Here is a 12,977-nt window from a genome sequence, read left to right as displayed (position 1 = left end):
GTCCAAAACCTCTATTAAATATGTTTCCATCAAAAGAGACTCAGTCAGCATCGCTCTATAGCAGATCACGATCCTTCATGGTTTGCAGAGCGGTCAAAAGCCCGAACTTAACGTGAGAGTAAGTTAAGCCGCCTTGCATATAGGCGATATACGGCTCGCGGATCGGCGCATCCGCCGAGAGCTCCAGACTACCGCCCTGAATGAATGTACCCGCGGCCATAATGACAGGATGTTCGTAGCCCGGCATATCCCAGGCTTCGGGAACGACATGGCCGTCTACGGCCGCCGCACGCTGTATACCCTGTACGAAAGCAATGAGCTGCTCCGGACCGCTAAACGTAATTGCCTGAATCAAATCGGTCCGCTTGGCATCCCAGCGCGGGCGGCTCTCAAAGCCCGCCCGCTCAAACACGGCTGAGGCCAGGACGCTCCCTTTAACAGCTTGTCCTACCGTCGTCGGAGCTAGAAACAAGCCTTGATAGATTCCGCGCGTCGTTCCTAGCATAGCGCCGACTTCTCCTCCGATTCCCGGGGCTGTCAAGCGATAGGAAGCCAGCTCGACCAGGTCTGCACGGCCGCAAATATATCCGCCCGTCTCGGCAATACCGCCGCCCGGATTTTTAATCAGCGACCCTGCAATAAGATCGGCCCCTACATGAGTTGGTTCCTGCTCTTCGGTGAATTCCCCGTAGCAGTTGTCTACAAATACGATGCAGTCCGGCTTTATCGCCTTTACTCTTGCAATCATTCCGCCGATTTGTTCCACCGTAAACGAATCTCTCCAGTCGTAACCGCGGGAACGCTGAATTCCGATAACTTTGGTCTCTTTCGTTATTTTTGATACTACCGTGTCCCAATCTACCGAACCGTCTTCCAGCAATGCCGCTTCATCATAACGGATGCCGAAATCCTGTAACGAGCCGGTTCCATCCCCTGGCTTGCCGATCACTTTGTGTAACGTATCATACGGTCGGCCGGTGATATAAAACAGGCCGTCCCCTGGACGAAGCACGCCAAACAGCGCCGTGGCAATCGTATGCGTGCCGGACGCGAAATGCGGACGCACCAGTGCCGCCTCCGCGCCGAACACTTCGGCGTAGACAAGGTCGAGCACTTCGCGTCCGCGATCATTATAGGCATACCCCGTTGAACCGGCGAAATGAAAATCGCTTACCTGATACTTCTGAAACGCTTCGATGACTTTCCATTGATTGCGGTCGACAATTCGGTCAATTTCACGAAACTTGGGCTCGGCTTGTACCTCCGCCTCTTCCATCCACTTTACAATATCTTCTGAAAAAACAGCCATTATGTCCTTACCTCTCCCCTGTAACTGCTGATCAATCTAATCAAATCTGATCAAAGTCAATATCTATGCTAGTGCTTCAAATGATTCTCATCTTCCCGGACCGTGAAGGGGGCAAGTAAATATCCGTACTTATCAAAGTCTCCCTGATTCACATCGACCGAATATATAATATCTTCTTCATCGTATTGCTGTTTCACGACGTCTCCGATCCGGTATAGCACCGGGGTAAGATCGCCGCGCTGCGCCGGAATCCGGAAAGACCGCAGCCCTCCTGACAGTTCCTGCTGAACAGCCTGGCGAATGCGCTCCAAATCGCGCTTATCCAGTGCGCTGATCTTCATCGTGCCTTTCCTGGCAGGCAGCATCTCCAATTGCTCGGGAGCGCACAAATCGATCTTGTTATATAAGACGAGCTGCGGCTTGGCCCCGGCACCCAGGTCATCCAAGATCCGCTCGACTACCTCCATCTGTTCCTCGCGCATCGGCGAAGAAGCATCTACCACATGGAGGATCAGGTCCGCTTCATTCGCTTCCTCCAGCGTTGCACGGAAGGCAGCGACAAGATCATGCGGCAGGTTTTGAATAAATCCTACCGTATCGGTCAGAACGACCTCCTTGCCACCGGGAAGCTCCATTACCCGTGAGGTAGGATCCAGGGTAGCAAAGAGGCGGTTCTCGACCAGCACGTCCGCTGCGGTGAGCGCCTTCAGGAGCGTGGATTTCCCGGCGTTCGTATAACCTACCAACGCCAGTTGCACCACACCAGTTTCCCTGCGGCGCGAGCGGTGCAGCTTCCGGTGCCGGGTCACCTCCTCAAGCTGGCGTTTCAGTTCGCCTATCCGGCGGCGAATATGGCGCCGGTCGGTTTCCAGTTTGCTCTCGCCGGGGCCGCGCGTACCGATGCCGCCGCCAAGCCGCGACAAATTTTTGCCGTGACCGGCCAGCCGCGGCAACAGATAGGTGAGCTGGGCCAGCTCCACCTGGATGATACCCTCCCGCGTTTTGGCCCGCTGGGCGAAAATATCGAGAATAAGCTGCGTGCGGTCGATGATTTTTGCATCCAGCATTTCTTCGAGATTCCTCACTTGCGCCCCCGATAACTCCTGGTCAAAAATAGCCGTATTGGCTCCCTGTTGATCCATCCGCTCCCGGAGTTCGATGACTTTCCCTTTTCCGATCAGATATCGCGGATCGCGTTTTTCGCGATTTTGGGTCATCACGTCGGTTACTTCCACACCGGCGGTTTCGGCAAGCTGCACCAATTCCTCCAGCGAATATTCCGGATTAATTCCGGCCTGCTTGGCTTCCGCCGTTATCAGGCTAACCAGTACCGCCCTGTCCGGTAAAATAGTCTTCGTCTCGTACGGCGATTTTGACATCGTTCACGGCTCCTTATTTCTTATCCAGCTTTAAATCCTCGGTACGGATTGTCATCAGTTCCAGTTTTCCGGGCGAACCGCCGCTGTATTGGTTCAGCAAACGGACCGCCTGCTGGCGAATGGATCGCTCGATAATGTTGCGAACATGCCTGGCATTGCTGAACAGATGCTCGCTTTCGCATTTTTCCCGCAGCAAATGCTGCTTTAGTTTGAGTATCGCCTGCGGCATCAGAATATAATCGCGTTCTTTTACCATTCCTTCGGCAATCTGGATCAATTGATCGATACTATAATCCGGAAATTCCATCTGGATCGGAAAACGGGAGGGCAGCCCCGGGTTAGTCGCCAGAAAAAAATCCATCTCTTCGGAATATCCGGCAAGGATAAGAATGAATTGATTTTTTTGATCCTCCATCGCCTTTACCAGCGTATCGATCGCTTCTTTGCCGAAATCTTTTTCACCGCCGCGCGCCAGACTGTAGGCTTCATCAATAAACAAAATTCCCCCGAGTGCCTTCTTAACCAGATCGCGGGTCTTCTGCGCGGTATGTCCGATGTATTCGCCGACCAGGTCGGCCCGTTCCACTTCAATCAAATGCCCTTTGCTTAGAACACCCATCTTTTGAAACATTTTCGCAACGATGCGGGCCACGGTCGTCTTTCCGGTTCCCGGATTTCCTTTGAAAACCATATGATAAACCTGGGCTCCGGACAAGAGTCCGGCCTCGGAACGCATCGTGGCAATTTGCAACAAGGCAAAAATCTCAAACATCAGTTCTTTAATATGATCCAATCCGACCAAGCCATCCATTTCCTTCTGCAGATCAGCGAATAACCCTTGCTGCGGCAAGGTCTTGGCCCCTAACAAACTATCGGCATCGGGAACGCTTTGCGAGACAACCGGCGGCTCGGAGCTGCGAAGAATCACATTGATCTGCCTGGAAGGTTTCTCTTCAGAAGATCCGCTGTTGGCCATAACACGCCCTGACATTCTATGAATCACCTCTTTATGGAGTTGGTCAAAAGTCATTCCGAATGTGAAATGCGTGCGACTCTTGAACCTGCAATTGCCGGGAGGGCTTAACTTCTTTTAAAATGTATTCTCTCTCCCGCTCCGTTATTAGAAGTTTTCTCATTTCCAGCCCAAGGCTATGGCCGCTTGATCCAATTTCCACTTCGTATAAGCCAGTACTTCACGGAAAGTCGTCTGCGTCGGCTTCAAAACCGAAGTCTCCGTCAGTGACAAGCCCGGGTTGTTGTAGCCGAGAACCTTAGCGGTTTCATACGCTCGGTTGCCGTGAAAAGTATGGGTAATGATTACTGCCGATTCATATCCCTTTTCTATCATGATCTCCTGGCTGAACTTTAAATTTTCATAGGTACTAGTCGCCTTGTTTTCCAGGATCATTTCTGAACGGGGGACTCCGTTTGCCTCAAGATAATTCGCCATCCCCTCCGCTTCCGTATAGCGGTAATCCTGATGGTCCAGCCCGCCTGTCAGGATAAAAACACGAAACTTCCCGTCCTTATAATCCTGCAAAGCAAGCTGCAGCCTCTCTTGTAAACCCGGGCTAGGCTGGTCTCCCCACATGGACGCGCCCAGCACGATCCCGACATCCGCCGGTTCGGGGTAATTCCGCGAAGCCGCCGGGTTCCTGTCTACACTGCCAATTTCGGCCAGAGCATAAAGACACCATAGAATTCCGGCTACCAGACAGCAGACCACGATCCATACCCACAACCGGCGCCGTTTCCGTTTCGTTTTTCCAAAAGAGTAACCTTGCGATTTCCTTCTAAACCGTGCCATGTTCGCCTCCCGACTTAGTGGTATCGTTCTGCGCAAAACCGGTGCGGTAGTGGTCCAGAGACATCGCAAAATAGGGGAATTCATGTTCACGGATCGAGTGCAGGACTTCCCTGGCCGTTTCGGTGGCCATGTCGTAATCTCTTACGGTAATAAGCCCTCTGCTAAGCGCATCGTCCAGCTCGTCCTCGTCGAGCAAGAAAACTTCACCGTTCTTAAGAACGACAATGTCCAGGTACAAATCATCAAACCATGGTACTCCCTGATCGGTCACCCCCTGGGTTTTGCATATGTCGATGTACCATTCGACAATGTCTCCCTTGTCGTCAAACATGGCGGTCACCACAAAATGAGCTCCCTTAGGATAATATTGCAGCCAGGTGTAACCCTTGTCCGCAATCCGGAACGTATGCCCGCCGTAAGTCTTCCAAAGCGGATCTCGCAATGCATGAATACTGTAAGACGTCACATACCCTTTAAACAGCTCACTTTCCACAAACTTGGATTTAAATTGACGCTGCGTTACGCGGCGCCAATTCGCACGGTCTCCGAATTTTCGTTTCATAGGACTGATCCCTTTCAACACAATGTACTTTCACTTTATCACATTTAAAAGTCAGTCTCAAAAACCAAATTTCAAGATTGTCCGAAAAATGGACAAACCGCAAAAGAAAAAACTGCCTCCAAGCATCTGTCGCTTGGAAGCAGTTTTTGGCTTCGCTATTCATAGAATGGCATCTGCAGTGCAGTGCGGATGGATGTTACCCCGGGTTGTTTGCCGGATCGGTAATTACGCCCTCCGTTTGATTCCCGCTTCCGTCATCCGGCGGCGTGCCGGTTTCCGAATTGCCGGCGGATCCGTCCCCGGAACCATCAGGCGGAGGCGTTGTTCCCCCCTGGTTTTCCCCGGTGTCGGTGTCGGTGCCGGTTCCGTTACCGCTCCCATTACCGTTCCCTTGGCCATTTCCGTTCCCCTGACCATTGCCGTTACCCTGGCCATTGCCGTTACCTTGCCCGTTGCCGCTACCCTGGCCGTTGCCGTTATTGCCAGGCGGCGGCGTGCCCTGATCGTTACCGCCGCTACCCGGATCGCCGATCCAGTCACCGTCGCCAACCTCATCGGGATCAATCTCGTCCATCGGCGGCTCATCCGCAACCAGCATCACCTGGGCAACATTCGATGGCTCGCTCTCCACATCATTTACCGCATTGTAGGCGGTAACTTTGTATTCGTACCCCGTTCCTACCACAACGCTGATATCCTCCGCAGTTGTAGCCGATGAATCCATATAATGGGAAAAGTCTGTTTCCGATGCTTCACGGCGGTAAATCTTATAAAGTGCTCCAGGCTCACTGACTCCGTTCCAACTTAAAGTAACAACGCCCGTTTCGTTGTTGTAAGCGGCCGAAAGATCTGTCGGCGTTTCCGCCACTTCCTCTTCCGGCGGCTCCGTCGGCTGCAGATTGGCCGGTACCGGGAAGTCCTTCACCGGAAATCCTTGCAGCGCTTCGGTCATGACTGCCGAGAATAAGGCAGCGGCCTGGCCGCTACTGCCGTTCAGCAGGTGATTTTTATCCGCTTTGTCATAGCCCATCCAAATGGATGCCGTCCATTCCGGGGTATATCCGACAAACCAGACATCCCGGTTTTTGCTGCTATTCAGTCCTTTGATGCCATGCTGGGTGGTCCCCGTCTTGCCCGCGACCGGACGGTTCAGCTTCGCGCGTTTACCGGTCCCATCGTTGACGACATTTTGCATCATTTGAGTCATATAGTACGCGGTTTGCTCACTGAGCACCCGTTTTGGCTTCGGCGCGTTGTACTTGTATTTCTCCACGCCGTCGTGATCCTGGATCATTTTAATCGTATAAGGCTGATTGTATTCGCCGCCATTAGCAAATACGCTGAATGCCCCTGCCATTTCAAGTGTGTTCGTCCCATGGGTCAAACCCCCGAGCGCGATGGCCAGGTTCCGGTCGTCTTTGTCCATCGTAATGCCCATCTCTTTGGCATATTTCACTCCGGTACCCACGCCAACCTCATTCAGCAACCAGACGGCCGGAATGTTTTCCGACTTCGTCAACGCCGTCGTCATGTCGATCGTCTTCGAATACCCGTGAAGATTCTTCGGACAATAATCCCCGAAACACTGTTTCTCGTTGCTCAAAGGCGTATCCAACGAAAACTTGCCGGATTCAAGCGCCGGGGCATAAGATACAATCGGCTTGAATGCTGATCCGGGCTGGCGACGGCTGGTCAGCCGGCTGAAACCCTTACGCTCGTAATCGCGCCCGCCAAGCAGCGCCACGAGGCTGCCGTTTTCGTGGTTCTGGATGACGATCGAGGCCTGAACCTGCTGATCATCCTTGCTTTTCTCGAAGAAATCGTCGTTGGCGAACGCTTTTTCGACCGCTTTCTGTGCCTGGGAGTCCATCGTAGTATAGATTTTGTATCCGCCGCGGTTCAACTGGTCTTCAGAAAGACCGAATTTCTCTTCGGCTTCATTAATGACAAAATCCTTGAACGCCTGATAGCTGTCACTCTTAGCGGGTGGTACATAGTCGTAGTCCACCGCTTTTGCTTTGTCGCGTTCCTCGGCTGTAATGTAGCCTTCCTGGAACATCAGATCGAGCACGACGGAGCGCCGCTGCTTCGACAGGTCCGGATTCGAGACCGGATTATATTTGGATGGTCCTTTCGGAATGGCCGCCAAAGTAGCGATTTCCCACAACTCCAGCTTGTTCAGATCGCTTTCCCCGAAATAACGCTGGGAAGCCGCTTTGATGCCGTAAGCTTTTTGCCCGAAAAAGATCCGGTTCAGATACAGCGTAATGATTTCGTCCTTGGTATTGTGGCGCTCCAACGCCATGGCGATCGACATCTCGGTCGCTTTGCGGAAGAACGTTTTGTCGGAATCCAGAAACATGTTTTTGGCGAGCTGCTGGGTGATCGTACTGCCGCCCTCCACCAGGGAACGAGCCATGATATCTTTCACGGCCGCCCGGCCGATGGACCACAAATCAACCCCGTTATGCTCGTCGAACCGCCGGTCCTCGGTAGCGATAAACGCGTCCTTGACAAGTTGAGGAATCTGATCCGCTTCCACCGGCTCGCTCCGGTCAACGGACAATTCGCCCATCAACTTGCCGGTCCGGTCATATACCTTGGATGTTTCATAGATAAACAGCTTGTCCCTGTTCTCGTTCAATATTTTTTCACCGCTTACGGTGATGTACATGTATCCTGCAATTCCGCAGAATACGGCAAAAGCAATCGTAAAAAATGAAGTCCACAGCACCCGTTTTGCCGTCAGCCTTTTCTTTTTGGGTCCTTTCGGCGCACTCGGTTTGCGTGCGGGTTTGCTGTTCCTTTCCAGTCTGGAAGGCCTTTTGGTAGACATCGTTCTCTGACTCCCTTCATACCAGTTCATTTCATTTGTCTCTGATGCTACTGGTCCAATACCATTTTTAGCCCGGAAAGAAAAGAACAACCTCTCATCAGGTTGCTCCGCTCCTTTTCCTATACCATTAAACGTACTGAATTTAAAAAAGTTTCAATTTGAGCTTAAGCCTCATTCTGGGAATCCTGCATCAGCGACACATTGCGCTGCGGCTGGAACGTCGAAATCGCGTGCTTGTACACCATTTGCTGGCGTCCGTCGCTGTCGATCACGATAATGTAGTTGTCAAACGCTTTAATCGTTCCTCTGATCTGAAAACCGTTGGTTAAAAAGACGGTAACAGGGATGCTCTCTTTGCGCATTTGATTCAGGAATGTATCTTGGATGTTAATGGACTTGTTCATTAGCCGTACCCCCAATAGGAATCAATTAGTGTTTAGAATTATATTCAAGATCAGTTGGAAACTTTCCTGCTATTATAGCACGTACGGCCTCGAAATTCGCGGAAAAATTTTTGCCGTCGCCCACATCCACCCAGGATATATCCTTCATGTGGCGGAACCAGGAAAGCTGTCTTTTGGCGAATCGCCGGGTATCCCGCTTCAATTTTTCCACTGCCAAATCCAGCGGTAAACCGTCCTCCAGATGCTCGGCGATCTCCTTGTATCCCAGTCCCTGCATGGAAATGAGATCCCTGGAAAAACCCCGATCCAACAGTTGACGGACCTCGCCGATCAGCCCTGCGGCAATCATCCCGTCAATACGCTGTTCAATACGGTTATAAAGCATTTGACGGTCCATTGTCAAACCGATGAAGCAAAGATCATAGGGTGATTGCTTGTTTTGCCGCTCCAAACTGGAAGATAATGTTTCTCCGGTCAGATGGAAAACTTCCAGCGCACGAATGACTCTCCGGACATCATTCGGGTGTAGGCGATCCGCCGATTTGGGATCTATCTTCGCCAGTTTGGCATGCAGCACTTCCGGCCCTTGACGATCGGCGATAGACTGCTGTTCGGCCCGGAAAGCATCATCCGCGCCGGCTTCGGTAAACTGGAATTCGTAACAGACGGACTCGATATAAAGTCCGGTTCCGCCCACGATGAAAGGCAAATTGCCCCTTCCATGAATTTCCGGAATCAACTCCTTGCACCAATCCTGAAACCGGGCCACGGAAAACGGTTCATCCGGTTCCAGCACATCTATTAAATGATGCCTGACGCCTTGCATTTCTTCCGGCGTGATTTTCGCGGTGCCGATATCCATGCCCCGGTACACCTGCATGGAATCTCCGGAAATGATTTCGCAAGAGAATTTCTTGGCGACTTCGATGCTCAGGCTGGTTTTGCCAACGGCGGTAGGCCCGAGCAGTACCAGCAGTTTCGGTTTTGCGTTAATGGTCAAGCGAAATCACTCCGTACACAATTTTGGTATGGGAGCGGGACTGCGTCGTAAATCCGAGCCGCTGAAACTCACCGCTCCCTTTCTTTTCCTTCAGCACCACGCTCTTTCGCGCGACCCGGCAAGCTTGATCAATCGTTTCCCGATCGAGCGGATCGTTGTTCGCGTATGTACGCAGCGGCGAGATGGCTGACGATTCCTGTATCGGGTCGCGGAACATCGGATCGAAATAGACTACATCCGCACTTTTGTCCGGCAGCCCTCGGAGTATTTCGAGATGCTCCGCGCGTTTTGCCGTGATCCGGCGCAAAGCCTCGTCAAACTCTTTTACCCCGGATACATAGTAAGCAAAACCTTCCCGCAGCAAACTCCATAATGGAAGCGAGTCCTCCAGCGCCAGCACGCTTCCTTCGGGTCCGGCGCCAAGCGCAAATACCGCCGCATCGGAACCAAGTCCCGCCGTACAGTCGATAATGCGATCCCCCCGCGCAACTCTCGCCGCTTCAAGCATAGGATCGCTCTCTCCTTTAAGCAGCCGTTTGGCTCTGACAAAAGCCATGCTGGGATGGAAAAGCATCGTTTCTCCCGAGGGCCGGTAAAGCCTGGCCCCGCCTTCCAGAATGACCAGGATGTCCTGATCACCGTATCGAGCGGACAATTTGGACATGGACGTCCGGTTTCTGGGCACGTAATTTATCCCGGCCTCGCTCGACAAGTCGAGCGCTCTTTGTACAGCATCCGGGGCAGCGTGATCCCCCGTTGTAATAATCACAAACAAATTCCTCCGTTCACATTACCCGTTTAAACAGCTTCTCCAAATCATAATTGGAAAATGAGATGACGATCGGCCGGCCATGCGGACACGTATACGGCTGCTTGCATGCCGCCAGCCGCTGGAGCAAAGTGTTCGCTTCATCCGGCGTCAGTTTCTGGTTCGCTTTGATTGAAGCTTTACAGGATACGAGGATCGAGGATTTCTCGCGCAGCTTGGCAAGATCGATCGCCCGTTCGCTGAGCACCCATTCGGCCATTTCATGAATGATGTCCTCTTCGTCGCCTTGCGGAAACCAGTATGGATACGAAACGACGCGGAAGGTGCCTCCGCCGAAATGCTCCAGTATGACCCCGGCGCGCTCGAACCAGGACAGACGTTCCTTGAGTTTTTCGCTTTCGGCCGGCGTAAACTCCAGCGTGATCGGCAGCAGCAATTCCTGCGACGCATCCGCCGGGTTGCCGAATTTCTCATAGTAATATTCGTAATTCACCCGCTCGTGAGCGGCGTGTTGATCGACCAGATACAGCCCGTTTTCGTTCTGGGCGATCAGGTAGGTGCCATGATGCTGTCCGATCAGGGACAGCTCGGGAAACGCCGGCAGCTCCGGCGCCGCGGAAGGCGTGCCATACAGTGCCTCCTGCGCTGCCGGAGGCACTGCGCCGCCCGAGGGAGCGGCCGCGTAGCCGCCTTGGGGCGCGCGGCCGAATTGGCCCTGCGCTTGCGGTGTGCGCGGCGCATAGGCGCCTTGCGGCGGCTGCGCGGCCGTAGCGCTGCCGTAGGCTGCGCCAGGCGCCGCGGCCTGCTCGCGCAGCGTGAAGCCGCCGGCGCCAGCGGTGCGCGACGGCGGGCCATAGGCCCCGTCGCGGGCGTTAGCGGCGGCGCCCGGTGCAGCGGCGCCAAAGCCGCCCTGCGGGCCCGCTGGCGCGGCCGTGCTGGGCCGGTCGCCGCTATCCGGCGCGCCGGTGCCGGAAGGCGCAGTCCCCGCCGCCGGCGACAGGCCGGCGGTCGTCGGCGCCGCCTCCAATCGGGCCGACGGGAAGTGGAACTGTTCCTGGATCACCGATCCGGAACTCCCCTTCCCGAGCTGCTGCTTGATTACCTGCGGAATCAGCACCTGCTCCGACAGCACGGCCCGTACGCTTTCCTCAACGAAAGCGTTCAGCTCGGCTTCCTTACTGAACCGTACCTCCAGCTTGGCCGGATGCACATTGACATCCACCAGCGAAGGATGCATGTCCAGCGACAGGACAATCAACGGATAGCGGTTAATCGGCAGCAATGTATGATAGGCGCGAAGAATCGCCTGTTGCAGACCCTGGTTGCGGATAAAACGGCCGTTTACCACCGTAGACATCGCGCTCCGGTTCGAACGGGTAAGTTCCGGCAAACCGACGAATCCGGAAATTCGGTAATCGAGATTTTCGGCCTGAATAGGAATCATTGATTTCGATGTGTTGATGCCATAGATGGAAGCGATGACTTGAAGCAAATCCCCGCTTCCTTGGCTTTGAAGCAAGGAATTTCCGTTATGTTTGAGGCTGAAGGCAATCTCCGGATGCGCCAGCGCCTGACGGTACATGACGTCGGATATATGGCCAAGCTCGGTTTGAATGGTTTTCATATACTTCAGCCTTGCCGGCGTATTATAAAATAATTCCTTCACCGTAATGTCCGTGCCTTGCGGGGCAGCGGTTTCCTCATTTTCCTTCAGCGTTCCGCCCTCGATCGCAATCACCCGGCCAAGCCCGGTATCATCGCTGGACGAAACCAATCGGACTTTGGCAACGGCGGCGATACTCGGCAAGGCTTCGCCCCGGAAACCCAGGCTGCGGATTTGGAACAAATCGCGGCCGGAGAGTAATTTACTGGTGGCATGACGGTAAAAAGCGGTTTCGCAATCTTCGGGCTCGATCCCCGAGCCGTTGTCCGTCACCCGGATCAGTTCCAGCCCGCCTTCTTCCACCTGAACTTCAATCTTCGTAGCCCCTGCATCGACCGCGTTCTCCACAAGCTCCTTGACTACGGAAGAAGGCCGCTCCACCACTTCCCCCGCCGCGATCTGGTTGGCAATGTGCTCGTCCAACACTGTTATTTTAGCCACGGTTATTCCCTCCCAGCCTGCCTGCTTGGCAATTTACAAACAAATTTGCAATAGTTTCGATGGGACCGAACACGATTCAAAAATCGTATCAAGTTCACTTGAACTATTCAATTCAGCCAATTAAAACAATTCCACAGATACATTTCAAACTAGCTGCTGAACTTCAAACTAATTGATCACTCACTTCAAACTAACCAATGAACTTCATTCTAACGGATTACATCAACTAACTTACAGCTCAAACCAACCTATCAATTAAGGACCAACTGGACATGTGATCCCGGCTGATCATTGTTTACTGATCATAGTGATTGATTGTTGAGATTGATCATAGTGATTGATCAGGGCAACTGAATATTGCGACTGTTTATTGCGACTGTTTATTGCGACTGTTTATTGCGACTTTTTAATTGGTACTAATTCTTGTGACTGAGCAATGCTCCCAACCGCTAAATCCTGAACGATTCCGAAAATTACTGCAAAACTGCAGTTTTTAAGCTATGAAGCCCGCAATACCATGAGTAATACTGCAAATATACAGTTTTTTGGCGCAACAATCAGCCTATTGATCGATAAAACGATAAAATGATGTATTTTTGCAGGAAATCTGCATTCCTAACGTAAAAACAAGCAAAAAAGATGCACATTTGCAGCAATTCAATTTGTTGTTGCTAACTCATAACGCAGCTTACTTACAGTCCGTTAGCATTCGCTCTCGCCTTGTCTAGTAATACACATCTGCTCCGATGAAAAACATCTGCTCCGAAAGGAACCGCAATGTATCAATGGTGCTCCGATTTTAACCCA

General features: G+C 52.6%; 10 protein-coding genes. All 10 read right to left on the bottom strand.

Going from position 1 to position 12,977, the window contains the following annotated elements; translation table 11 throughout:
* Window positions 1–55: 55 nt before the first annotated feature.
* Window positions 56–1,309 carry a methionine gamma-lyase family protein gene (locus ACLB09_RS04680; RefSeq protein ID WP_410768589.1) on the bottom strand — a complete coding sequence of 418 codons (1,254 nt, stop codon included), beginning with the start codon at window positions 1,307–1,309 and terminating at the stop codon, window positions 56–58.
* 68 nt (window positions 1,310–1,377) lie between these two features.
* Window positions 1,378–2,688, bottom strand: coding sequence for a GTPase HflX (hflX, locus tag ACLB09_RS04675; RefSeq protein WP_410768588.1), 1,311 nt, complete (start codon window positions 2,686–2,688; stop codon window positions 1,378–1,380).
* Window positions 2,689–2,701: 13 nt separating this feature from the next.
* Window positions 2,702–3,679, bottom strand: coding sequence for an AAA family ATPase (locus ACLB09_RS04670; RefSeq protein WP_410768587.1), 978 nt, complete (start codon window positions 3,677–3,679; stop codon window positions 2,702–2,704).
* Between the two features lie 141 nt (window positions 3,680–3,820).
* On the bottom strand, window positions 3,821–4,495 hold the full coding sequence (locus tag ACLB09_RS04665; RefSeq protein WP_410768586.1) for a YdcF family protein: 675 nt from the start codon (window positions 4,493–4,495) through the stop codon (window positions 3,821–3,823).
* Window positions 4,482–5,057, bottom strand: coding sequence for a ribonuclease FAU-1 family protein (locus tag ACLB09_RS04660; RefSeq protein ID WP_410768585.1), 576 nt, complete (start codon window positions 5,055–5,057; stop codon window positions 4,482–4,484). Before ACLB09_RS04660 ends, ACLB09_RS04665 begins: the two co-directional genes overlap by 14 nt.
* A gap of 196 nt (window positions 5,058–5,253) precedes the next feature.
* On the bottom strand, window positions 5,254–7,893 hold the full coding sequence (locus ACLB09_RS04655) for a PBP1A family penicillin-binding protein (protein WP_410768584.1): 2,640 nt from the start codon (window positions 7,891–7,893) through the stop codon (window positions 5,254–5,256).
* 164 nt (window positions 7,894–8,057) lie between these two features.
* Window positions 8,058–8,297, bottom strand: a complete 240-nt coding sequence (gene hfq / locus ACLB09_RS04650; RefSeq protein ID WP_331847509.1) for an RNA chaperone Hfq — start codon at window positions 8,295–8,297, stop codon at window positions 8,058–8,060.
* A 25-nt stretch (window positions 8,298–8,322) separates the two neighbouring features.
* Window positions 8,323–9,297 (bottom strand): tRNA (adenosine(37)-N6)-dimethylallyltransferase MiaA, encoded by a 975-nt coding sequence (gene miaA / locus ACLB09_RS04645; RefSeq protein WP_410768583.1) that lies wholly within the window; start codon window positions 9,295–9,297, stop codon window positions 8,323–8,325.
* Window positions 9,287–10,066 carry a class I SAM-dependent methyltransferase gene (locus ACLB09_RS04640; protein ID WP_410768582.1) on the bottom strand — a complete coding sequence of 260 codons (780 nt, stop codon included), beginning with the start codon at window positions 10,064–10,066 and terminating at the stop codon, window positions 9,287–9,289. Before ACLB09_RS04640 ends, miaA begins: the two co-directional genes overlap by 11 nt.
* 16 nt (window positions 10,067–10,082) lie before the next feature.
* Window positions 10,083–12,170, bottom strand: coding sequence for a DNA mismatch repair endonuclease MutL (gene mutL, locus ACLB09_RS04635; protein WP_410768581.1), 2,088 nt, complete (start codon window positions 12,168–12,170; stop codon window positions 10,083–10,085).
* Window positions 12,171–12,977: the final 807 nt, after the last annotated feature.

Origin of the sequence: Fontibacillus forbon (assembly GCF_046559655.1) — a bacterium.
Classification (GTDB): Bacteria; Bacillota; Bacilli; order Paenibacillales; family Paenibacillaceae; genus Fontibacillus.
Note: the sequence above shows the minus strand (reverse complement) of the source record. Positions and strands in the feature narration are given on the sequence as shown.

Bases quoted from the DNA above. Each gene is read 5' to 3' on its own strand.
- ACLB09_RS04660 (WP_410768585.1), bottom strand. From the start codon at position 5,057: ATGAAACGAAAATTCGGAGACCGTGCGAATTGGCGCCGCGTAACGCAG.
- ACLB09_RS04665 (WP_410768586.1), bottom strand. From the start codon at position 4,495: ATGGCACGGTTTAGAAGGAAATCGCAAGGTTACTCTTTTGGAAAAACG.
- ACLB09_RS04655 (WP_410768584.1), bottom strand. From the start codon at position 7,893: ATGTCTACCAAAAGGCCTTCCAGACTGGAAAGGAACAGCAAACCCGCA.
- hfq (WP_331847509.1), bottom strand. From the start codon at position 8,297: ATGAACAAGTCCATTAACATCCAAGATACATTCCTGAATCAAATGCGC.
- ACLB09_RS04670 (WP_410768587.1), bottom strand. From the start codon at position 3,679: ATGTCAGGGCGTGTTATGGCCAACAGCGGATCTTCTGAAGAGAAACCT.
- ACLB09_RS04680 (WP_410768589.1), bottom strand. From the start codon at position 1,309: ATGGCTGTTTTTTCAGAAGATATTGTAAAGTGGATGGAAGAGGCGGAG.
- hflX (WP_410768588.1), bottom strand. From the start codon at position 2,688: ATGTCAAAATCGCCGTACGAGACGAAGACTATTTTACCGGACAGGGCG.